Origin of the sequence: Geodermatophilus siccatus (assembly GCF_900103785.1) — a bacterium.
Lineage (GTDB): Bacteria > Actinomycetota > Actinomycetes > Mycobacteriales > Geodermatophilaceae > Geodermatophilus > Geodermatophilus siccatus.
The window spans coordinates 326843-347674 of sequence record NZ_FNHE01000002.1 but is presented as its reverse complement, the minus strand read 5'-3'; the positions used below and the strand labels follow the sequence as shown (position 1 = coordinate 347674).

The following is a 20832-nucleotide window of genomic DNA, read 5'->3' as shown; positions in this document are numbered from 1 at the left end:
CTGTATCTCGGCGCGGACATCCGCCTCCTAGAGGGGGAGTTCGCAGGGCCGAGGCGGTCCCTGCGGCAGTCGGACCGAGGCAAGGAGGCCTTGCATGACCGTCCCGGTGTCCCCACGTCCGGTGCGGGCCCTGTTGGTCGAGGGTGTCCACCCGATCGCGGCCGACCTGCTGGCCACGTGCGGCGTCGCCGTCGAACAGGTGGACCGTGCCCTGGACCCCGGAGAGCTGGTCCGACGGCTGCACGGGGTGCAGGTGCTGGGACTGCGCTCGGGCACGCAGGTGACCGCCGACGTCCTCGCGCAGGCCCCGGACCTGCAGGTGGTCGGAGCCTTCTGCATCGGGACCAACCAGATCGACCTGCAGGCGGCCACCGCGCACGGGGTGGCGGTGTTCAACGCCCCGTTCTCGAACACCCGCAGCGTGGTCGAGCTCGCGGTGGCCGAGATCATCGCGCTCACCCGCCGCCTGACGGTGCACGACGACGCCATGCACACGGGGATCTGGCGCAAGTCGGCGAAGGGCAGCCACGAGGTGCGCGGACGGCGGCTGGGCATCGTCGGATACGGCAAGATCGGCAGCCAGCTCTCGGTGCTCGCCGAGGCGCTCGGCATGCGGGTGTCCTTCTTCGACACCGCGGACCGCCTCGCGCTCGGCAACGCCCGCCGGTGCGCGACGCTCGACGAGCTGCTCGCCGACTCCGACGTGGTGTCGCTGCACGTCGACGGCCGGCCCGGCAACAGCGGCATGTTCGGCGAGGAGCAGTTCGCGGCCATGGTGCCCGGCGCGCTGTTCCTCAACCTCTCCCGCGGCTTCGTCGTCGACCACGCCGCCCTCCGCCGGCACATCGACAGCGGTCACCTGGCCGGCGCCGCGGTCGACGTGTTCCCGGACGAGCCGGCCGCGGCCGGTGACCCGTTCGAGTCCGACCTCCGCGGGCTGCCCAACGTGATCCTCACCCCGCACGTCGGCGGCTCCACCGAGGAGGCGCAGCAGGACATCGGCCGGTTCGTGGCCACCAAGCTGATCGGGTACCTGCAGCACGGCACCACCGGGCTGAGCGTCAACCTGCCCGAGGTGCAGCCGGCCCGCCCGGCCGGGACCGTGCGCCTGGTGCTCCTGCACCGCAACCAGCCGGGCACGCTGGCCCACGTCAACGAGCTGCTCGCCGGTGGCGACCTGAACGTCGAGCAGCAGGTGTTCGCCACCTCCGGGCCGGTCGGCTACGTGGTCACCGACGTGCGCGGCCCCCTCGCCCCGGCCGTGGTCGACCGGATGCGCGGCATGCCCGAGACCATCCGGGTCCACGTGCTGCCCGGCTGAGTGCCGTGGGCCGGATCGGACCGTCGCGGCCGGCACGGGCGGTGCGGCCGGCGGGTACCCGGCAGCCGCTCCGGGCACCGGCGGGCGCCTGAGGACACGGAGCGGCACGAGGCCCCTGCGTGGCGCACCCGTCGCGCGGGGCCTCGTGTCGTCGCGGACCCGCGCGCGCCGGGACCCGCCCCGTGCCCCGGGCGCGGGTGCAGGCTGTGGCCCTCTCCGCGTCGCCTCCCCGGGAGGAGCAGCCATGCCACCCCTCATCGACCCGGACAGCGCGGGCAGGTCCGCACCGCGGGTGCGCGCGTCGGACGCCGACCGGCTCGCCACCGTCGAGCGCCTGCAGGACGCGGTGGCCCGCGGCCTGCTCACGCCGGACGAGGGCAGCGAGCGGATGGCCGACGCCTTCGCCGCCGTCCACCTGACCGACCTCGCCCCCCTGACCGACGACCTCCCGCCGGCGCCGCCGGAGCGCACCCCGCCCGGCTGGCGGGCGCTCGGGACGCTCGCGGTCGAGCAGGTGCGGGCCTCCCTGGCCACCGCCACCACCGGCCGGCTGCGTCCGGCGCGGGTGGCGGTCGTGCTCCTCGTCACCGCGCTCTTCCTCGTCCTCGTCGGCGCACTGAGCGGGGTGGCGCTGTCCGACAGCGGTGGCGGCGGGGGCGGCGGCGACTCGCACGGGGGCTGGGAGCACCACCCCTGGGACGACCACCACCCCTGGGACGACCACCCCTGGGACGACCACCCCTGGGACGACGACGAGTGGGGCGACGACTGAGCTGCTCGGCGGTCCGCAGCCGTCCGGGCACCGGTCACCCGGGAGCACCGCGACCTCCGGTCGTGCCCGTCGTCTCCCCGACGCCGGGGTGCGGGGATCTCAGCCCGCCGTCGCAGCCCCGGTGATGAGGCTGCGCACGATCCCCCCGAGGAGTGCTGCCCGGGCTGCCGGGTCGGGCACCTGCTCGATCCCGAACCCGAGCAGCACGGTGTCCTCGGTGGTGATCGCCGCGCCGACCTGTGACTGCGCCCGCACGAAGTCCCCGACGTTCGGCGGGCTGCCCTCGGGCGCGCCGGGCACCGTCCACGGCCCGAGGTCGGTCTCGAAGCCCTGCGGCTCGACGGCCGTGCCACCGACCACCAGCCGCGTCTGGTCCACGAACACCCCGGCCCCGCCCGTGGACGGGTCGGTGACGTAGCTGATCGCCACCTCGACCTGCCCGCCCGCGTAGGCGGACAGGTCGAAGCCGACCTGCTGCCAGCCCTCGGAGGTACCGGTGATCCGGTTCCACACCCCTGTGGTCCCGGTCGGCCGGCAGGGGGCGCCGCCGGTCAGGTAGTGCGAGAGGAACGGGTGGCGCTCCAGCAGGACCCCGACCTCGCACGCCGTCGGCGGCTCGCTGTCGCTGAGCCCGCCGACCTCCGGCAGCGTCGTCCACGCGTCGGTGCCGACGGGGTGGGCCTCGACGATGACGTTGTCGTAGCCGCTCTCCACGTCGTGGGACAGCGCGAACTGCAGCGTCGGCGTCTGCGCCGCGGGAACGTCCGTGAGGTCGACGGTGCGGGTGAGCCTCATGTACGAGTTGTCGGCGTGCGCCGCCGCGGCGAACCACTCGCCCTCGAAGGTCTCGAGGTTGCCCGGCGGGCCACCCCGGTACTCGCCGGACACGGCACTCGCGAACTGCGGGAACCGGTCCGGGGGCAGGACGGCGCTCGTGGGGAGGAACGTCCCGGCCTCGTCGATCGGGTTGCTCGGCGTGGCCCCCAGCTCCGTGCTGGTGCCGCGGATCGGCGTGCCCGTCCCGTCCAGGAACTCCGGTGCCGACCGCGGCGACCGGGTGAACGCGCCCAGGTAGTACTGGACAAAGTCGTCCTTGAGCAGCAGGCAGTCGCTCAGCGGGTCGACCGTCACCACGCAGTCCTGGTCCGGCGCGCCGTCCAGTCCGAAGTAGATGCCGCCGAGCCCGGTGCCGAGCACGCCGTGGTAGGCCGCCGTCTCACCGGTGAGCGTGAGGGTGCCGCCTCCGTTGAGGTAGTCGCGGACCGCGAGGGTCAGGTACTGCTGCCGCTCGGCGACGGCCGCGTCCTCCAGCGGTGCGCCGAGGACATCGGTGACGACGTCCTCGGCGTCCTGGGTCAGCCGGTTGTCGCCGAGGTACCAGACCACGCTGTCGAAGTGGCCGAGCACCCCGAGGTCGTGCGGCACCCCCTGGGCGGACACGTCCCACACGGCGGAGCCGAGGCCGGCGTCGGCGAGCGCGTCGACGTACTGCTGCGCGTACCGGGGTGCGGTGGTGGCCCCCGGCTCTCCGGGGTTGTAGCCCTCGTAGTCCTCGTTGGCCAGCACCAGGACCGACCCGCCGTCGTGTGCCACGGTGTAGCTGAACCGCTCGCTGCTCACCGGGCCGCGGCCGGGCCGCACGCCGGTGAACCACACCTCGACGTCCTGTCCCACGCGTGCGCCGCTGACGTCCCCGCGGAACTCCGCGTAGTAGGTGTCGCCCTCGTCCCCGTAGCGCTCGCCGCCGCCCCACTCGCGCACGGTCGCGCGCTGCTCGGGCCCGCCGTCGACCCGGTAGCGCAGCTCGAGGTCGCGCAGGTCGCGCCGCGCTGTGACGGCGACCGGCTGCGGGGTCCCGTAGGAGACGGGGAAGGGGTCGAGCACGAAGTCCGGCACCGTGCGGCCCACGACCGACACCGGGTTCGACGGGTCCTGCGCCGACCGGGCCACGGCCAGGGCGAAGGGGAGGTTCTTGTCGAACTCCGCCTGGACCAGCGGCTCGGAGTCGGGGAACTCGAACACGCTCCCGCAGGCGCCGGGCTCGAAGGCGTCGCCGGGGTCGGCCGCGCTGGCCGTCTGGCACGTCGCCATCTCCGGGGTGAAGGCGAGCGTGCCGTACGCCTCCTGGGCGTGCTCGGTCGTCTCGCCGTTCGTGGTGTACAGCTCTGCGGAGATGTCCGGGTCGTAGCCGGGCACCGCGGGATCGGCGTCGTCGCCGGCCATCGCCTCGTAGACGACGTCGTCGGGCGTCGGGGTGGCGACCTGCCAGCCGGTGCCGTAGAGCAGCAGCTCGGCCGCGGAGTGGTAGTTCACGAGGAACTCGAAGCCCACCCGGCGCATGAGCCCGTCGAGGGCGCGCGTCTCGGGTTCGGACGCCGGCGCCGGACCACGGTGGACGTCGCTGTCCGGCGACGGGGACGAGCCCTCGTTGTCGTAGCCCCAGCGGGTCGGGAAGTTGCGGTTGAGGTCGACGCCGTCGACCGCGGTGATCACGCCGTCGCCGTCGTTGTCCCGCAGGTTCTTGCGCCACAGCCGGTCGGTGGTGAACGTGTGGTCGTAGCCGTCCGGGTTCGCCACGGGGACGAACCACAGCTCGGTGCGGTCCAGCAGCCCGCGGAGTCCTGGGTCGGTGCGGGAGCCGTCGAGGACGTGGCGCATCAGCCGCCGGGTCATCTCCGGGGTGATCCACTCGCGGGCGTGCTGGGTCGAGACGTACAGCACCGCGGGGCGACTGCCGTCGGGCGTCCGTCGGGCATCCGCGGTCACCTTGAACGCGAGGATCTCCTGCCCGGTGACGGAACGGCCGATCACGACCTGCTCCACCAGGTCCGGGTGCGCCTCCGCGAGCGCGACGAACTCCTCGCGCAGCCCGCCCGCACCGCTCCACGGACGGAACACACCGGCCGTCGCCGCAGCGGTCTGCGCGGTGGCCGTCCGGGCCCGCAGCGGCACGCCCTCCGCCATCAGGGCGTCCGCCCTGCGCTCGCCGAGCACGACCTCCACCCGTACCGAACCGGGTGCACCACCGGGCGCGGTCAGCACCTCCCGGCGGTCGAGCCCGCTGTCCAGCACCAGGGCCAGCTGCTCGGGCGTCAGCTCGCCCGTGTAGGCGACCGCGCCCTCGCCGCCGGCCGAGGGCGCGGCGCTCGCGGCGGTCCCCGTGCCGGTGAGTCCCCCCAGCACGAGCAGCAGGACCAGGAGGGCGGGAACGGGCCCGCCGCGAGGGCGTTCAGCGCCAAGCACCATGTCGACCGTCCAGACCACGAGGCAGGGGAGCGGGACCCGATAGCCCGTCACAGCGTCCGCGCGGAACAGCACGTCCATCCCTCACCCACGCGCGAGCCGGGGCGGGGCGGGAGCGGCTCCGGGGCGTGCTGCCGCAACGGCCGCGCCCGGTCACGAAGCGTGACGAGTGGGCGTGGTGGTGCTCGACCCGGGGGCGACCCCGAGGGGTCCGCCGGGCGAGCTCGAGTCGCCGCTGGCTCAGCGAGCCCGAGACCTCGGACGGTCGGACGGATCCCGGTGGTCGCGACGCCTCCTGGTGGGCGCCTACGAGGTGTCGGGCACTCCAGCGCGGCGGATCACGCGAGCGGACGGTGGGCGCAGCGGGCGTAGGCGTCGTGCCAGGGCCGGAGGCGTTCGTAGGCCGCGCTCGCGGCGAGCACGTCGGCGTCGCCGTAGCGGCGGCCGATCAGCTGCATGCCGACCGGCAGCCCGTCGACGTCCCCGGCGGGGACCGAGGCGGCCGGATGGCCGGAGAAGTTGACGACGTAGGTGAGGCACCAGCCGATGAGCGGGTCGACGTCCACGCCCTCGATGTTCCTCGGGCCGACCGTGTTGCCGTCGTCGGCGTTGTCGACGGGCAGTGCCGCGAGGGTCGGGGTGACCAGGAGGTCGTGGGAGCGCAGCACCTGCTGGATCCGGTCGTAGACGGAGGTGCGCTTCCGCTGGTCGCTGAGCACGTCCTGCGCGCTCAGCCGGTAGCCCTCGTCGACCCAGCGCAGGTACTCCGGGGGGAAGTCGTCCCGGTGTTCGCCGAGCAGGTCGATGCCCTGCGCCGTGAGTCCCTCGAGGCCCTCGATGTTGAGCGGCATGATCAGACGGCACCACAGGTCGCTCAGCTCGCGCTGGTCGTGGTCGAAGGTGAGGTCGACCTGCTCGACGGTGGCGCCCGCGTCCTCGAACGCCCGCACTGCTCGCTCCACGACGGCGGTGACCCGGTGGTCGACCGGGTAGACGCCGAAGTCGGGGGTGAAGGCGATCCGCCAGCCACTGATCGACCGGCGCGTGGCTCCCGCGAAGGAGGCGGGGTCGTCGAGGGCGAAGGGGTCCCGGTCGTCGTAACCGGCGAGCACGTCGAGGGCGAGGGCGGCGTCGTCCACGGTGCGGGTCAACGCCCCCTCGAACAGGAACGGGTTGATCGAGCCGAAGGCGTTCGGCCGCGCCGTGTAGGGCACGCGGCCGAAGGAGGCCTTGTAGCCGTACAGGCCGCACCAGGAGGCGGGGATGCGGATGGAGCCACCGCCGTCGGTGCCCTCGGCCAGGGGCAGCAACCCGTCCGCGACGGCGGCAGCGCTCCCGCCGGAGGAGCCGCCGGTGTTCTTCGTCGTGTCGAAGGGGTTGCGCGAGGGGCCGAACAGGTAGTTGTCACACGTCCCGCGGAACCCCATGACGGGGCTGTTGGTCTTGCCGACCAGAACGGCGCCGGCGGCCTCCATCCTCTCCGCGTACGTGCAGTAGGCGGGGACGCTGAAGTCCCTCAGCGCGCGTATCCCGCCGAACGTCGCCGGCCATCCGGGCTTGAAGTCGAACAGGTCCTTGATGGCGGTCGGGACCCCGTGCAACGGGCCGAGCGCCTCGCCGGACGTGACCGCCTGCTCGGCCCTCCGCGCCTGCTCGCGAGCCTCGTCGAACGCGGTGAAGACGAGTGCGTTCAGGCTGGGGTTCCGCGCCTCGATGCGGGCGATGACGGCGTCGACGACCTCGACGGGGGAGAGGTCACGGCGTCGGATGCGGGCAGCCAGCTCGGTGGCGGTGGCGTAGGCAAGGTCGTCGGACATCGTCGTCCGCCCCCTCGTCGTCTCGGCACGTCGAGGGGCCGGAGTCTGCCGAGCCTCGTCGGCCGCGACAAGGTCCGGGCGCCGGTCGACGAGGCCGGAGCCGTCGGTCCACCGCCTCGCGGACGCCCGCGCACTCTCCGGCTGCCGGGAGCGGGCGCCCCGTCGGGCTGCTCCCGTCCTGCCGTGGGTGGCACGATGCGGCCATGGCCTCGCCGCGGGTGCCTGCCGGGCGGGGCAGCACGGCATTCGTCCTCGGTGGCGGGGGAGTGCTCGGCGCGGCCGAGGTGGGGATGCTGCAGGCGCTGCTCGAGCACGGCGTGCGCCCCGACCTGGTCGTGGGCACGTCGGTGGGCGCGATCAACGGGGCGCTCGTCGCCGCAGACCCCACCCCGGGCGCGGTCGACCGGTTGCGCGCCGTGTGGGGGGAGGTGGCCTCCCGGCGGGTCTTCGCCGGATCCGCGCTGGGCCGTCTGGGCACCCTGGCGCGGACCCGCACCCACCTGCACCCGCGCGAGCCCCTGCGGGACCTGCTCGAGGCCCACCTGCCGGTGCGGACCTTCGCCGAGCTGCGCGTTCCCTTCCAGTGCGTCGCGGCCAGCATCGAGCGGGCCGCCGAGCACTGGTTCACCGACGGCGACCTGGTCGACGCGGTGCTCGCCTCCTGCGCCGTCCCCGGGCTGCTGCCGCCGGTGGAGATCGACGGCGAGCACTACCTGGACGGAGGACTGGTGCACAGCATCCCCGTGGGCCGGGCGGTCGCGCTCGGCGCCGACACGGTCTACGTGCTGCACGTCGGGCGGATCGACCGTCCGCTGCGCCCGCCGGCCCGGCCGTGGGAGGTGGCCGCGGTCGCCTTCGAGATCGCCCGCCGGCACCGGTTCGCCGCCGACCTCGCCGCGCTGCCGCCGGGCGTCACGGTGCACGTGCTGCCCGCGGGGGACCCGGCTCCGCCCGGCGCCGGCAACCTGCGCTACCGCGACTTCTCCGCCGTGCCCGCCCGGATCGAGCGTGCGCACGCCGCCGCCCGCGAGCACCTCGGCCGGATCGCCGCGTCCCGGGACGGGGCGGTCTGAGGTGCTGCCCCCACGCCGCGTGCGCCGGGTCGCCGGTCCGCTGCTCGTCGGCGCGCTGGTGGTCGCCGTCGTCCTGCTGCCCGTGCTCGCGGTGGTCGCGGTGCTCGCCTCGGTGTTCCTGCCCGGGCGGCTGCGCGCGCTGCGGCTGCTGTGCTTCGGCCTGGTGTACCTCGGGCTGGAGGTCGCCGGGCTCGTCGCCGCGGCGGTGCTGTGGGTGGCCAGCGGCTTCGGCCGCCGCGTTCGGACCCCGGCGTTCCGGCAGGCGCACTACACCGTGCTGCGCCTGCTGCTCGACGCCCTGATGCGGGCGGCGCAGCGGCTGTTCGCCCTGCGGCTGGTCACCGACGGCGAGTCCTGGTCGCCGCTGGACGACGGGGTGCCCGGGTCGACCAACGCCATGGTCGTGCTCTCCCGGCACGCCGGTCCGGGCGACTCGTTCCTGCTCGTGCACACGCTGATGAACCGCGACCACCTGCGCCAGCCGCGGATCGTGCTCAAGGACGTGCTGCAGCTGGACCCGTTGATCGACGTCTACCTCAACCGGCTGCCCAACCACTTCGTCTCGTCGGACCCTGCGGTGGGGTACACCTCGGAGGAGGCCATCGCCGACCTCGCCCGCGACCTGGGGGAGGAGGACGCGCTGCTGATCTTCCCCGAGGGTGCCAACTTCACCCCGCGGCGCAAGGTCCGGGCTCTCCAGCGACTGCGCGACCGTGGGCTGGTGTCCGCGGTGCGCCGGGCCGAGGCGATGCGGCACCTGCTGCCGCCGCGTCCAGGTGGCGTCGTCGCGGCGCTGCAGTCAGCCCCGCACGCCGACGTCGTCCTCGTCGCGCACACCGGACTGGAACACCTGAGCACGGTCCGCGACCTGTGGCGGAGCCTGCCCATGGACAAGACCCTGCACCTGCGCTGGTGGTTCATCCCGGCCGCCGAGGTGCCGCGGGACGAGGCGCAGCTGACCGACTGGCTGTACCACTGGTGGGAGACGATCGACGCCTGGATCACCACGACCTCCGCCGCGGCTCAGCCGGCGCGCGGCGTGCGGAGGGCCGGTGTGCCGCGGAGCCCCGACGTGGCCGGCGCGACCGGGAGCGAGCCGTCGTAGTCGGCGCTGGTGGCGTCCGCCCGGAGTCCTCCACCGGGGGCCGGGGGGACCGGGCGGGTCAGCGGTGACGTGCGTCCGCGACGACCTCGAACCACTCCGTCCGGCTCTGCTCCTCGAGCCGCTCGAGCGTCGACCGCTGTTCGAGGAACGCGGGGTCGTGGTGCCAGGCCTCCCAGTCGTCCCGGCTCTGCCAGGTGCCGACGATGACCCGTGTGTGGGGTTCCTCCGTCGGGGTGAGCAGCTGTCCCGAGACCCAACCCGGCCGGTCCTGCGCGGACTCGAACCGGTTCCGCACGGCCGCGTCCCACTCGTCCTCCCCGCCCGGACGCAGCCGGGTGGTCGTCACCACGGTCATCATCGAGAACTCCCCTGCTGGACGGTCGCCTGATCGGTCAGTCTCGTCCGTCGGTCGTCCCGCCGCACCCGCCGGACGGGCGGCCGGGGCACAGCGCGCCACCTGCCCACGTGCGACCGACGCCGCCGCGCCGCCCCGTCCTCGCCGCGGCGTAGGGGGGCCGGGCGTCGGCAGCGGGTACAGGCCCGCGGAGCAGCGCGCCACGACCGCGATGGCCACGGCCTCGGGGCGGTTCTGCGCTGCGCCGTCGCCTGTTGCCGGGCGGGAAGGTGGCGGGCGATCCTCACTCATGGCGTCGAGTCCGTCGTACGAGCAGTCGAAGCAGGTCGCCGAGGCCAGCCGCGAGACGGAGTGGACCAGGCCGTCGTTCGGCAAGGAGCTCTTCCTCGGCAGGTTCCGCCTGGACCTGATCCACCCGCAGCCCGAGCTCGATCAGGCCCAGGTCAGGAAGGGGGAGGCATTCCTCGAGCGCCTCCGCGTCTTCCTCACGGAGCGCGTCGACCGGCAGCGGATCGAGCGCGAGGCGAGGATCCCCGCGGACGTCATCCGGGGCCTCGCGGACCTCGGCGCCCTCGGCATGAAGATCCCCGAGGAGTACGGCGGGCTGGGGCTGAGTCAGGTCCACTACAACAAGGCGCTCGCCATGGCGGGGACGTGGCACTCGTCGATCTCGACCTTGCTGTCCGCGCACCAGTCGATCGGCCTCCCCGAGCCGCTGCGTCTGTTCGGCTCGGAGGAGCAGAAGCGCGAGTGGCTGCCCAAGCTCGCCGAGGACCACGTCTCGGCGTTCCTGCTCACCGAGCCGGACGTCGGCTCCGACCCAGCGCGCATGAGCACGACCGCGATCCCGACCGAGGACGGCACGGGTTACCGGATCAGCGGCACGAAGTTGTGGGCGACCAACGGCGCGATCGCCGACGTCGTGGTGGTCATGGCCGTCGTCCCGAAGTCAGACGGCCACCCGGGCGGCATCACCGCCTTCATCTGCCCGTACCACCGGGACGGCATCACCGTCGAGCACCGCAACGAGTTCATGGGGCTCAGGGGCATCGAGAACTCGGTGACGCGCTTCGACGACGTCTTCGTCCCGAACTCGGACGTCGTCGGCGGCGAGGGCAAGGGTCTGCGGATCGCGCTCACCACGCTCAACACCGGCCGCCTGTCGCTGCCGGCGTTCTGCCTGTCGGCGGTCAAGTACTCGCTGAAGATCGCACGCGAGTGGGCGGCCGAGCGCACGCAGTGGGGCAAGCCCATCGGCGAGCACGACGCGATCGCGCAGAAGCTCGCCTGGCTGACGGGCACCGCCTTCGGCCTGGAGGCGATGCTCGACGTGTCGAGTCGCCTGGCCGACGACAAGCGCAACGACATCCGCATCGAGGCCGCGCTCGCGAAGCTCTACGGGTCGGAGCTCGGCTGGATCGCCGTGGACGAGATGGTCCAGATCCGCGGCGGCCGCGCCTACGAGACCGCCGAGTCCCTCGCCCGACGCGGCGAGAAGCCGGTGCCGGCCGAGCAGATGCTGCGCGACATGCGCATCAACCGCATCTTCGAGGGCTCGACGGAGATCATGCACCTGCTGATCGCCCGTGAGGCGGTCGACCGGCACCTGAAGGTCGCGGGCGACGTGGTGTTCGGCGACTCCGGCCTGGCCGGCAGGGCGAGGGCCGCCGCGAGGGCCGCCGCTTTCTACGCCTCGTGGTTCCCGACGCTGATGACGGGCGCCGGCCAGCGTCCACGCTCCTTCTCCGAGTTCGGGGACCTGGCCGGACACCTGCGCTACGTCGAGCGCCACTCGCGCAAGGTCGCGCGGTCGACCTTCTACGCGATGGCCCGCTACCAGGCGCGCCTCGAGCAGAAGGGCCACCTGCTCGGCCGGATCGTCGACATCGGCGCAGAGCTCTACGCCATGGCGTGCGCGTGCGTCTACGCGGACACCGTCGCGCGCGGGGACCCCCGACGCAGGCAGGAGGCCTTCGAGCTGGCCGACCTGTTCTGCTGCCAGGCCCGGCGTCGGGCCGACCGGCTGTTCACGGAGCTGTGGGCCAACGACGACGCGGCGCAGTACGAGGTGGCCCAGCAGGTGCTGAGCGGCCGCTACGGGTGGTTCGAGCAGGACGTGCTCGACCCGGCGGGCGATGGCCCCATGATGCCGCTGCGCACACAGCCGGCGGCCGAGCAGTTCGAGGACGAGCGGGCCGGGACCACGCCGGAGGTGGAGACCGCGGCCGCGCAGTAGCGGAGCCTCACGCCTGGGCGGTGAGCCCCGGGGCCTCGGCGCCTGTTCTCCGCCGCCGACAGAGTCAGGAGCCGACGTCCACGGTCCCTCGGCCGCACGCCGTCCGGCGGCCACGACCTCCCGGAGTGCCTGGCCGTCCCGGGACGGACTCGTACTCCCCGCCGGTGGACGGCGGGTACGAGGCCGAACACATCCCGGGCGCGGAATCCCGCCCCATCCCGACGATCCGAGGACACCTGGCTCCGTTCAACCCGGAGGACCAGGAGTTCATCGACGGCGCTCTCGGGGAGCTGTTCGAGGACTGACACCTGACAGCTCTGCGCACGGGCGGAGGTGGGGCCCGCCGACGCGTACCAGGACCACGCCGGACGCCGTCGTCCACGCCGGGGCCGTGCCGCTCGGTTCCGGGAGTGCCGGACCGAGCGGCACGGCTCCCGGTCAGGCGGTTGCGGGCACCAGTTCGTAGTCGCTGAGGTCGAGGTCGGCGGTGCGCGCCCGGTAGTCCTCGACGCTGCCGGACCAGTTGTTCGTGATGCGGCCGTCCGGCGTCTTGTACCAGCTGTTGCAGTTCCCGGCGAAGGAGCTGTTCCGGAGCTCGTCCTGCAACTGCGCGTTGTAGTGCTCGAGCACCTCGGGCTTCAGGTCCAGTGCAGCACCCTTCTGCTGGGCGGCCTGAACGGCCTTGAGCACGTAGTCGAACTGGCACTCGAGCATCGCGATGATCGAGTTGTGGCCGAGGTTGGTGTTCGGGCCGTACAGGATGAAGAGGTTGGGGAACCCGGACACGGTCATCCCGAGGTAGGCCTCTGGAGCCTCCCGCCATGCATCCCGGAGTGAGACGCCCTCGCCGCGTCGCGGCGGCCAGCTCCTCGGGGAGCGGCCGATGATCTCGACGTGGCCGATGAACGACAGCGTCTCGAAACCGGTGGCGTAGATGATCACGTCCATCTCGTGCAGCCGGCCGTCGGCCGTCCGGACCCCGGCGGCCTCGATGCGGTCGATCCGCTCGGTGACCAGGTCGACGTTGTCGCGCATGAGCGCCGGGTAGAAGGTGTCGGCGATCAGCAGCCGCTTGCAGCCGATCGGGTACTTCGGCCAGAGCTTCTCGCGCAGCTCGGGGTCGGGGACCTGGGACTCCAGGTGTTCTCGGGCGAGCCGGGTGAACTCCTGGGCGACCGGGTTGTCCTCCAGCTTCATCGCCCCGATCCAGCCCTCGTGCTCCCAGTAGAACCCGTCGCGGCTCTCCCGCAGCTTGGCCGGGTCCTCGAGGAACATCCGCCGCTCCTCCTCGGTGTAGGGGCGGTCCAGCCGGGGGACGCAGTAGTTCGGCGTCCGCTGGAACACCGACAGGTGCCCGGCGACCTCGGCGACCTCGGGGATGAACTGGACGGCGCTGGCGCCGTTGCCGATGCTGGCCACCCGCTTGCCCGTCAGGTCGACGTCGTGCCGCCACCTCGCCGAGTGCCACGAGATGCCGTCGAAGTGCTCCCGGCCCTCGATGCCCTTGAAGCTGGGCCGGTTCAGCTGCCCCCACGCCGCCACGAACGCCCGCGACCGCACCTGCTCTCCGGTGAGGGTGGTGATGAGCCAGTGCCCGCTGTCCTCCAGCCACACCGCCTCGGTCACCTCGGCGTTCAGCCGGATGTGGTGGTTCAGGCCGCGCCGGGCGACCAGCCGCTCGATGTTGGCCTGGATCTCCGGCTGCAGGGCGAAGACCCGGCTCCAGTCCGGCTGGTCGTCGAAGGAGAACCAGTAGAGGTGTGACTGCACGTCGCAGCTGGCGCCGGGATAGCTGTTGTCCCGCCAGGTGCCGCCGACGCGGTCCTCCTTCTCCAGGATGACGAAGGACTCCTCGCCGGCCATCTTGAGCTTCATGCCCATGCCCAGCCCGGCCAGGCCGGCTCCCAGGATGGCGACCTCGTAGACCTCGGTGTCCATGGGTTCCCCTTCTGTGTCGTGCTCGTGCGGAGCGGGTCCACTGCTGGATGGGTGCCCTCGATCTCGGCGGTGGGCGTCTGCGTCGCCGGACGGGGCGGCTGTCAGTCCTCGAGGGGGTGCTCGGTGAGGAAGTCGTTGACGACGCCCACCAGGTCCTCCGGCCGTTCCAGGTGCAGGCAGTGGCTCGAGCCGGGCCCGGTGAGCAGTTCGTAGCGAGCGCCGGGGATCCGGTCGGCCACCGCCTCGGCCTGCCACGGTGGGGTGAGCAGGTCCTGCTCACCCACGACGACCAGGGTGGGCGCGGTGATGCCGCCGAGCCGGTCGAGCGTGTCGTGTGCCAGGTCCGCGTCCCACTGCTCCGTCGTGACCGCCATCTGCTCCTCGTCCTGCGGGAAGAAGGGCGCCATCGGTTCCAGGAGCTGCAGGAAGTCGGGGTGGTCGAGGATCTGCGGTGAGAAGGCGAGTCCGGCGGCCGTCAGCGCTGCCTCCATGTCGCGGGTCGCGTAGGGGTGCCGCAGGGCGGTGAAGACGCTGCGCTGGAAGCCGTCGCAGCGGCCCCACGTGGCGTAGAGGACGGCTGTGGCGACCTGCTGCGGGTGGGCGAGCGCCATCTCCTGGGCCACCGCCGAGCCGAGCGACCAGCCGAGGACGTGCGCCTTCGGCACCTCCAGGGCCTCCAGCAGGGCCGACGCGTCCTCGGCCATGGACGCTGCGGTGATGGGTCCCTCGCCGCGTTCGCTGCCGCCGAGTCCTCGGTTGTCGAAGGCGATGACCCGGAACCGCTCGGCGAGGCGCGGGACCGCCTCCGCCCACAGCCCGATCGCCCCCGACGTCCCCATGACCATCAGGAGCGGCTCTCCCTCCCCGGTGATCTCGTGGTGCAGGCCGACACCGGTACGGACGCGGGTGAGGGGCATGCCACGACCATGCCCCTCGATCCCCGGCCAGGGCTTGAAGCCCGGGTGGCCCGGTTTGAAGGAACGTGCGGGGGAGCGGGCCGCACGTCGGCTGCCCGACGGGGCAGCGGATCGGCGACTGTCGTGACCTGCGTTCCCGGACCTACTCTCTGAGCAGGTCGTCGGCGTCGATGCCGGGCGGACCGGGAGGCCCACCATGGCGCAGCAGTTGATAGCCCCCGACCAGCTGCCGGCCTGGGTGCCCGGACGGCTGACCGTCCACAGTCCCGACGTCGGCTGGGACGGGTTGTCGGTCCGCGGGTACCGCTACGGGCCGTCGGACGTCGTCGTGCCGCCACTGCGCGACTACACGATCGTCGCCTACCGGCGGGGCACCACCCCGATGCGCCGGTGCGTGCGCGCGAGCTGGGCGGCCGAGGACCTGCGCCCGGGCGACGTCTCGCTGCTCACCCGCGCCGCCGGATCCCACTGGGTGTGGCCCCGGGACATCGAGGTCGTGCACGTCTACCTGACCCACGCCGAGCTCGCCGCGACGTGTCGCCAGATGTACGAGCGGGACGTGGACGACATCGAGCTGCACGACACCGTCAAGGCCGGCGACCCGGCGATCCACCGCACCGTCATGCAGATCGCCCGGGAAGCCGCCCAGGGCGCCGCCGGCAGCAAGCTGATGGTCGACTCGCTGTCCTGCCAGCTCGCCGTGCAGCTCCTGCGCAATCACGCGCACGTCCTCTTCCGGGAGACCGGCGGCTCCGACGGGCTCACCTTCGCGCAGGACCGTGAGGTCCGCGACTACATCCACGACCACCTCGCCGAGACCATCTCCCTGGACGACCTCGCCGCCGTCGCCGGGCTGAGCCGCTTCCACTTCACCCGAAAGTTCCGCACGACGATCGGCACGACCCCGCACGCATTCGTCCTGCAGCAGCGTGTGGAGCGCGCCCGCACACTGCTGGAACGCACCGGTACCTCCCTCCTCGACATCGCAGCGAACTGCGGTTTCGCCGATCAGCCGCACCTGACCCGCGAGTTCAAGAAGCGGGTCGGCGTCACGCCGGGCCGGTACCGGAGCCGACAGCGGTGAGGGCTCGTGCGAGCTCGCGAGCGGGCGAGTGGGGCGCAGGACGGATCGAGGAGCGTGCACGGCCCGAGTGGTGACCCACCTCAGGGGGCAGGAGAGGGCGGCGGGTCCGCCACGTGCACCACGAGGGCGACGCCGTCAGGGCCGGCTCGCCGCCAGGGCGGCCAGGTGCTGCGCCTTGTCCGCCTCGGGCAGGAAGCTCGCGCGGAAGCTGTTCTCGGCCAGCCGGCGCCGGTGCTCGGGGGTGAGTCCCAGGGCGCGCGAGGCGGCGACGACGTTGTCGTGGAGGTAGCCGCCGAAGTAGGCCGGGTCGTCGGAGTTGACCGTGGCGACCAGGCCCTCGTCGAGCATCCGGCGCAGCGGGTGCTCGACGAGCCGGTGGACGCAGCGCAGGGCCACGTTGGACAGCGGGCACACGGTCAGCGGCACCTGTTCCTCACGCAGCCGGGCCACCAACGCGTCGTCCTCCAGGCTGCGGATGCCGTGGTCGATCCGCTCCACCCCGAGCCTGTCCAGCGCCGACCGGACGTAGTCGGGCGGGCCCTCCTCACCGGCGTGCGCCACGCGGCGCAGGCCCTCGTCGGCGGCACGGGCGAAGACCCGCTCGAACAGCTCGGGTGGCCGGCCGAGTTCCGCGCTGTCGAGTCCGACGCCGATCACCAGGTCGCGGTACGGCAGCAGTCGCGGCAGCAGTTTCTCGGCCTCGGCCGGATCGCGGTCGCGGAGGAAGCAGGCGATCAGTCGAACGGTGACCCCGTGCCGCTCCTCGCCGCCGCGGCACGCCTCGTCCAGGCCTTCCAGGACGGCCTCGAGCGGGACCCCGCGGGCCAGGTGTGCCTGCGGGTCGAAGAACACCTCGGCGTGCCGCACCCCCTGCGCGGCCGCCCGGGCCAGGTAGGCCTCAGCGAGGTCGGTGTAGTCCTGCGGCTGCCGGAGGACGGCGGTGAGCTCGTAGTACAGGTCGAGGAAGGACTGCAGGTCGCGGAAGTCGTAGGCGCGCCGCAGCTCGTCCAGGCCGGCGAAGCGCAGCGGCACGCGGTTGCGGGCGGCCAGCGACAACGCCAGCTCGGGCTCCAGCGTGCCCTCGATGTGCAGGTGCAGCTCGGCGGTGGGCAGCGGCGCCGGGTCGGCCACCGCATCCGGCCTGCTCGACGGCGCCATGGCCGGGAACGTAGCGGGACGGGACCCGGCGCACCACGGTCGCCGTCTGCCCGGATGCCGGTCGACCCCGGCGCGCCGGGCCGTCCTCCAGCGCGGCGGCGCCGGGTGCCGCGGATCAGCCGCTGATCCGCTTGTAGACGTCGGGCGGAGCCGCGCCGCCGGTGACGATCGCCGCCGACCACTCGTCGAGCTGCCGGGTGAGCGTCGGCAGCTCGGGGCCGATCGCGTCCAGGACCGGCGCGAGTGCGGCCTCGGTCTGCTGCTCGATGCCGTCGCGCAGCCGCCGTCCCCGCTCGGTCAGCGCCCCGTCGGCGACCAGCCCGCGCCGCACGAGGTCGGCGTCCGCCTCGGCCATCGCCTCGGCCGACCAACCGCGGGTGCCCGCGTACTCGGTGTGCGCCCAGCCGACCCAGTACTCGGTCATCAGGTTCATCTGCACGCCGGTGAGGTCCGCGGCGACGCCGGCGGCCAGGTGGACGTCCCCCCGGTACTCGCGCAGCATCACCGCGGCGTGCCAGAGCTGGCCGAGGGGGTCCTCCGGCCAGGGCAGCGACACGAGGCCGGCGAAGAGCGGGCGGCCGACCAGGTGCCGCGCGGCGACGTCGGTGCCGCGGCGCAGCGCAGCGGCCGCGTCCGTCACGTCGGCGTCCGGGAGCAGTGCGCGCAGGGACTCCACCGCTCCCCGCTCACGTGCGGCGAGCACGGCGTCGCGGCTGGCCCTGCTGCGCGCCTCCGCGTAGAGCCCGGTGACGAGCCCCGGCTCGAAGACGCCGAAGGCCGCGACGACCACGGGAGCGGTCGGCTCGCCCATCGGCGCGGCTCGCGCCCAGACGTAGCCGGTGAGGAAGTCCAGCCCCAGGGCGGACAGCCGCTCGTTGAGCTGCCGGCCCCAGATGCTGATGGTCGCGATCGGCTCCGCGGCGTCGCGCAGCCTGCGGGCGGGGGTGTCGGGGACCCCGGCAGGAGGCCGTTCGGAGTCCGGGGGAGCGAGGAAGACCTGCTGCGCCTGGGCGAAGTCCACGCCGGGATGGTGCCCTGTCCAGCCGGGCGCGACCATGCGCCCAGCGCCGGGCTCGCCGCCCGGGCTGCCGGTCAGGCGATGCGGCGCACGCGGTTGACCGACAGCCCGCTGTCGTCGAGCAGCTCGGGGATCCGGGCGGCGAAGTCGCGGAGGTGCGGCGCGTCCAGGTGGGCGTCCAGGTCGGTGCCGGACTCCCAGTTCTCGTAGAAGAAGAAGCGGTCGGGGTCCTCGATGCTCTGGTGCAGGTCGTAGTTGACGTACCCCTGCTCCCTGCTGGTGGGCTCGACCAGCGCCTCCAGCGCCGCGCGCAGCTCGTCCCGCTTGCCAGGGGCCGCACGCATGGAGGCGATGACGGTGAGCAGGTCGCGCCGATCATCAGTGGGAGTGGGCACGGGTCACCTCCGAGGGATCCGGTGGCCGCTGGCAGGGCGAGAGGTGGTCGACCTTAGGGCCGGGACGCCGACGCCGCAGGCCGGGACGGAGCAGCGCCGCTGCTGCGGCGGGCTGACGGGTCGCGGGGCTAGATTGCGGCCGTGACTGCTGCTGGGAGCGTGGCCGACGGCGTCCCCGCTCACGACGTGGCGCACCGGATGGCCGAGGCGGCCGGCGCCTGGTTGGACGGCCTGGACGCCGAGCAGCGACGGATCGCCGTCGGGGCGGCGCCGGGGGACGACCCCTCGGACGCCGAGCGCCGGCGCTGGTTCTACACCCCCACCGACCACGGCGGCCTGACCTTCCACGCCCAGCAGCCGGCCCAGCAGCGGGCGGCGATGCGGCTCGTCGCCACGGGGTTGTCCACGCCCGGCTACGTCACGGTGGCGACGATCATCGGCCTGGAGAACGTGCTCGACCAGGTCGAGGGCTTCGTCACCCGGTTCGACCGGGAGCGCGGCCGCGACCCCGGCCTGTACTACCTGCGCGTCTTCGGCGAGCCGGGCGGCAGCGGGGTGTGGGGCTGGCGGTTCGGAGGACACCACGTCTCGCTGAACAACCTGGTCGTGGACGGCGCGCTCGTCGCGACGACGCCGTGCTTCCTCGGTGCCGACCCCGCCACGTCGCCGTTGCTCGGCGGTGCGGTCAACCGGCCGCTGGCCCGCGTCGAGGACCTCGCGCGGGACCTGGTCCGCTCGTTGCCACCGGAGCTCGCGACCCGTGCCGTGCTGCTGCCGAAGGCCCCGCCGGACCTGGTCACCGCCAACCGCACCGTCGTGTCCCCGGGGGACCGGGTCGTCCCGCTCGCCGGCATCTGGCGGGACGAGCGGTTCCCGGACGCCGGCGAGCAGGCCAAGCTGCAGGCCCTGAGCGACGCGATCGACGAGGCCGCCGGCTACGAGGACGCCGACCACGCGGCCGTCGAGTACACCGCCGAGCCGCGGGGCGTGCCGGCGTCCGAGCTGGACGCCGAGCAGCGCGGGATGCTGCGGGCACTCCTGGGGACCTACCTCGAGCGCGTGCCGCCCGAGGTGTCCCCGGTGCGTCGCTACGACGACGAGGCCGCGCTCGACGCCGTCCACGTCGCCTGGGCCGGTCCGACGACCCCCGGGGCGCCGCACTACTACCGCGTGCAGGGACCGCGCCTGCTGGTCGAGTGGGACAACACGCAGCGCGGCGCCAACCACGCGCACTCCGTGTGGCGCGATCCCGGCTCCGACTTCGGCCTCGACGTGCTCGCCCGGCACCGCGCGGCGCACCACGGCTGACCCGACGTGCCCGTGGCGTGCCCCGGCCCGGCGATGCGCTGGAGCGGCCGCGGCGGGGCCCGGCGACCGTGCGGGCCGCGGCCGGCCCGCCGACACTGAGGCCCGACGGCTGCCGAACACGGTGGAGGTGCCATGGCCGAGGGGGTGTGGCTGGAGGCGGCGCTGAACGGTCCGTGGACCCGGCAGCGGCAGCCGGGGATCCCGGTGACCCGGGCGGAGATCGTCGAGCAGGCGGTCGCCTGCGCGGACGCCGGAGCGGCGATCGTCCACCTGCACGCCTACGACGAGGGCTCCGGCCGTCCGAGCGAGGCGTACGACCTCTACGCACCGGTCTTCGAGGCGGTCCGCAGCCGCCGCGACGTCATCTGCTACCCCACCGTGCCGATGGGCGCGCGCCCGTCGCAGGGACGGGCCGAGGCCCGGGCGCGCTACGAGGTGGTGGAGCGGTTGGGCCGGGCCGGCCTGGTCGAGTGGAGCGTCGTGGACCCCGGATCGGTCACCCTGGCGACCTTCGCGGAGCTGCGCGACGGCGAGGACGGCTTCCTCTACGCCAATTCGGCCTCGGACGTGCGCACCGGGCTGGAGCTGTGCGGCGAGCACGGCCTGGTGCCCAGCTACGCCGTCTACGAGCCGGGCTTCCTGCGCACCGGCGCGGCCCTGCGTGCCGCCGTCCCCGGCTCGCCGAGCCCGGTCTACCGGTTGATGTTCTCGACGGCGTTCACCTTCGGCCTGCCGCCCACCGAGTGGGCGCTGGACGGCTACCTGCGCCTGCTCGACGCGTCGGATCCCGGGGCACCCTGGATGATCGCCGGTCTCGGCGTCGAGCTCGACGGGCTCTGGGACGTCGCCATGGCGCGCGGCGGCCACCTGCGGGTCGGGCTGGAGGACGCACCCCTCGGCTGCACCAGGACGAATGCGGAGATGGTCGCCGAGGCCTGCCGCGCCGTGCAGCGGGCGGGCCGGCCGCTCGCCACCGCCTCGGAGGTCCGCCGGGCCACGGCCGGGGCAGCGCGGGCCTGACGAGAGGGAGGCACCGACGATGACGACCACCGCCGTGGGGCTGACCGTCCCGGGCAGTCCGGCGGCCCCGGG

The 20832-nt window shown here is 73.6% G+C and carries 17 protein-coding genes; 9 read left to right on the top strand and 8 right to left on the bottom strand.

The annotated features are described in order from the left end of the window. Positions 1-94 precede the first annotated feature (94 nt). Together serA and BLS21_RS25500 are read left to right on the top strand one after the other, a co-directional pair. Complete coding sequence (gene serA, locus BLS21_RS04890; RefSeq protein WP_175479422.1) at positions 95-1321, top strand: phosphoglycerate dehydrogenase; 1227 nt, start codon at positions 95-97, stop codon at positions 1319-1321. Between the two features lie 244 nt (positions 1322-1565). After that, complete coding sequence (locus tag BLS21_RS25500; RefSeq protein ID WP_217635985.1) at positions 1566-2093, top strand: DUF1707 SHOCT-like domain-containing protein; 528 nt, start codon at positions 1566-1568, stop codon at positions 2091-2093. 99 nt (positions 2094-2192) lie between these two features. Here the strand turns inward: BLS21_RS25500 and BLS21_RS04880 are convergent, their stop codons facing one another. Both BLS21_RS04880 and BLS21_RS04875 read right to left on the bottom strand, forming a co-directional pair. Then, positions 2193-5339, bottom strand: coding sequence for a M14 family metallopeptidase (locus BLS21_RS04880; RefSeq protein WP_091215119.1), 3147 nt, complete (start codon positions 5337-5339; stop codon positions 2193-2195). A gap of 335 nt (positions 5340-5674) precedes the next feature. Beyond that, on the bottom strand, positions 5675-7153 hold the full coding sequence (locus BLS21_RS04875; RefSeq protein WP_091214558.1) for an amidase: 1479 nt from the start codon (positions 7151-7153) through the stop codon (positions 5675-5677). Positions 7154-7356: 203 nt separating this feature from the next. Here BLS21_RS04875 and BLS21_RS04870 point away from each other — a divergent pair, with 203 nt between their 5' ends. Next, positions 7357-8226, top strand: a complete 870-nt coding sequence (locus BLS21_RS04870; RefSeq protein WP_091214556.1) for a patatin-like phospholipase family protein — start codon at positions 7357-7359, stop codon at positions 8224-8226. 1 nt (position 8227) lies between these two features. Continuing rightward, positions 8228-9331, top strand: a complete 1104-nt coding sequence (locus BLS21_RS04865; RefSeq protein ID WP_091215117.1) for a lysophospholipid acyltransferase family protein — start codon at positions 8228-8230, stop codon at positions 9329-9331. 58 nt (positions 9332-9389) lie between these two features. Here BLS21_RS04865 and BLS21_RS04860 read toward each other — a convergent pair whose 3' ends face one another. Continuing rightward, positions 9390-9689, bottom strand: coding sequence for an antibiotic biosynthesis monooxygenase family protein (locus tag BLS21_RS04860; protein WP_091214553.1), 300 nt, complete (start codon positions 9687-9689; stop codon positions 9390-9392). Between the two features lie 286 nt (positions 9690-9975). On the opposite strand from BLS21_RS04860, the gene BLS21_RS04855 reads away from it, so the two are divergent. After that, complete coding sequence (locus BLS21_RS04855; RefSeq protein WP_091214551.1) at positions 9976-11922, top strand: acyl-CoA dehydrogenase family protein; 1947 nt, start codon at positions 9976-9978, stop codon at positions 11920-11922. Between the two features lie 164 nt (positions 11923-12086). Further along, a complete protein-coding gene (locus BLS21_RS24990; RefSeq protein WP_175479421.1) occupies positions 12087-12227 on the top strand; it encodes a hypothetical protein in 141 nt (46 codons plus the stop codon). Between the two features lie 133 nt (positions 12228-12360). Here the strand turns inward: BLS21_RS24990 and BLS21_RS04850 are convergent, their stop codons facing one another. Continuing rightward, positions 12361-13860 carry a flavin-containing monooxygenase gene (locus BLS21_RS04850; RefSeq protein ID WP_091214548.1) on the bottom strand — a complete coding sequence of 500 codons (1500 nt, stop codon included), beginning with the start codon at positions 13858-13860 and terminating at the stop codon, positions 12361-12363. Between the two features lie 101 nt (positions 13861-13961). Next, a complete protein-coding gene (locus BLS21_RS04845; RefSeq protein ID WP_091214546.1) occupies positions 13962-14777 on the bottom strand; it encodes an alpha/beta fold hydrolase in 816 nt (271 codons plus the stop codon). A gap of 196 nt (positions 14778-14973) precedes the next feature. Between BLS21_RS04845 and BLS21_RS04840 the strand changes: the two genes are divergently transcribed. After that, on the top strand, positions 14974-15861 hold the full coding sequence (locus tag BLS21_RS04840) for an AraC family transcriptional regulator (protein ID WP_091214543.1): 888 nt from the start codon (positions 14974-14976) through the stop codon (positions 15859-15861). Positions 15862-15996: 135 nt separating this feature from the next. Here the strand turns inward: BLS21_RS04840 and BLS21_RS04835 are convergent, their stop codons facing one another. The 3 genes from BLS21_RS04835 to BLS21_RS04825 form a co-directional block, all read right to left on the bottom strand. Continuing rightward, positions 15997-17019, bottom strand: a complete 1023-nt coding sequence (locus tag BLS21_RS04835) for an adenosine deaminase (protein WP_091214540.1) — start codon at positions 17017-17019, stop codon at positions 15997-15999. A gap of 115 nt (positions 17020-17134) precedes the next feature. Next, positions 17135-18040 (bottom strand): SCO6745 family protein, encoded by a 906-nt coding sequence (locus tag BLS21_RS04830; RefSeq protein WP_091214538.1) that lies wholly within the window; start codon positions 18038-18040, stop codon positions 17135-17137. Positions 18041-18111: 71 nt separating this feature from the next. Then, a complete protein-coding gene (locus BLS21_RS04825; RefSeq protein WP_091214535.1) occupies positions 18112-18432 on the bottom strand; it encodes a putative quinol monooxygenase in 321 nt (106 codons plus the stop codon). Between the two features lie 141 nt (positions 18433-18573). Here BLS21_RS04825 and BLS21_RS04820 point away from each other — a divergent pair, with 141 nt between their 5' ends. Together BLS21_RS04820 and BLS21_RS04815 are read left to right on the top strand one after the other, a co-directional pair. Then, positions 18574-19740 (top strand): DUF3500 domain-containing protein, encoded by a 1167-nt coding sequence (locus tag BLS21_RS04820; protein ID WP_217635983.1) that lies wholly within the window; start codon positions 18574-18576, stop codon positions 19738-19740. A 132-nt stretch (positions 19741-19872) separates the two neighbouring features. Continuing rightward, positions 19873-20760: a beta-keto acid cleavage family enzyme gene (locus tag BLS21_RS04815; protein ID WP_091214532.1), complete on the top strand. Its 888-nt coding sequence runs from the start codon at positions 19873-19875 to the stop codon at positions 20758-20760. Positions 20761-20832: the final 72 nt, after the last annotated feature.

Excerpts from the sequence above, each read along its gene's own strand:
- serA (WP_175479422.1), top strand. The coding sequence starts at position 95 with ATGACCGTCCCGGTGTCCCCACGTCCGGTGCGGGCCCTGTTGGTCGAG.
- BLS21_RS25500 (WP_217635985.1), top strand. The coding sequence starts at position 1,566 with ATGCCACCCCTCATCGACCCGGACAGCGCGGGCAGGTCCGCACCGCGG.
- BLS21_RS04880 (WP_091215119.1), bottom strand. The coding sequence starts at position 5,339 with ATGGTGCTTGGCGCTGAACGCCCTCGCGGCGGGCCCGTTCCCGCCCTC.
- BLS21_RS04875 (WP_091214558.1), bottom strand. The coding sequence starts at position 7,153 with ATGTCCGACGACCTTGCCTACGCCACCGCCACCGAGCTGGCTGCCCGC.
- BLS21_RS04870 (WP_091214556.1), top strand. The coding sequence starts at position 7,357 with ATGGCCTCGCCGCGGGTGCCTGCCGGGCGGGGCAGCACGGCATTCGTC.
- BLS21_RS04860 (WP_091214553.1), bottom strand. The coding sequence starts at position 9,689 with ATGATGACCGTGGTGACGACCACCCGGCTGCGTCCGGGCGGGGAGGAC.
- BLS21_RS04855 (WP_091214551.1), top strand. The coding sequence starts at position 9,976 with ATGGCGTCGAGTCCGTCGTACGAGCAGTCGAAGCAGGTCGCCGAGGCC.
- BLS21_RS04850 (WP_091214548.1), bottom strand. The coding sequence starts at position 13,860 with ATGGACACCGAGGTCTACGAGGTCGCCATCCTGGGAGCCGGCCTGGCC.
- BLS21_RS04845 (WP_091214546.1), bottom strand. The coding sequence starts at position 14,777 with ATGCCCCTCACCCGCGTCCGTACCGGTGTCGGCCTGCACCACGAGATC.
- BLS21_RS04840 (WP_091214543.1), top strand. The coding sequence starts at position 14,974 with ATGGCGCAGCAGTTGATAGCCCCCGACCAGCTGCCGGCCTGGGTGCCC.
- BLS21_RS04835 (WP_091214540.1), bottom strand. The coding sequence starts at position 17,019 with ATGGCGCCGTCGAGCAGGCCGGATGCGGTGGCCGACCCGGCGCCGCTG.
- BLS21_RS04815 (WP_091214532.1), top strand. The coding sequence starts at position 19,873 with ATGGCCGAGGGGGTGTGGCTGGAGGCGGCGCTGAACGGTCCGTGGACC.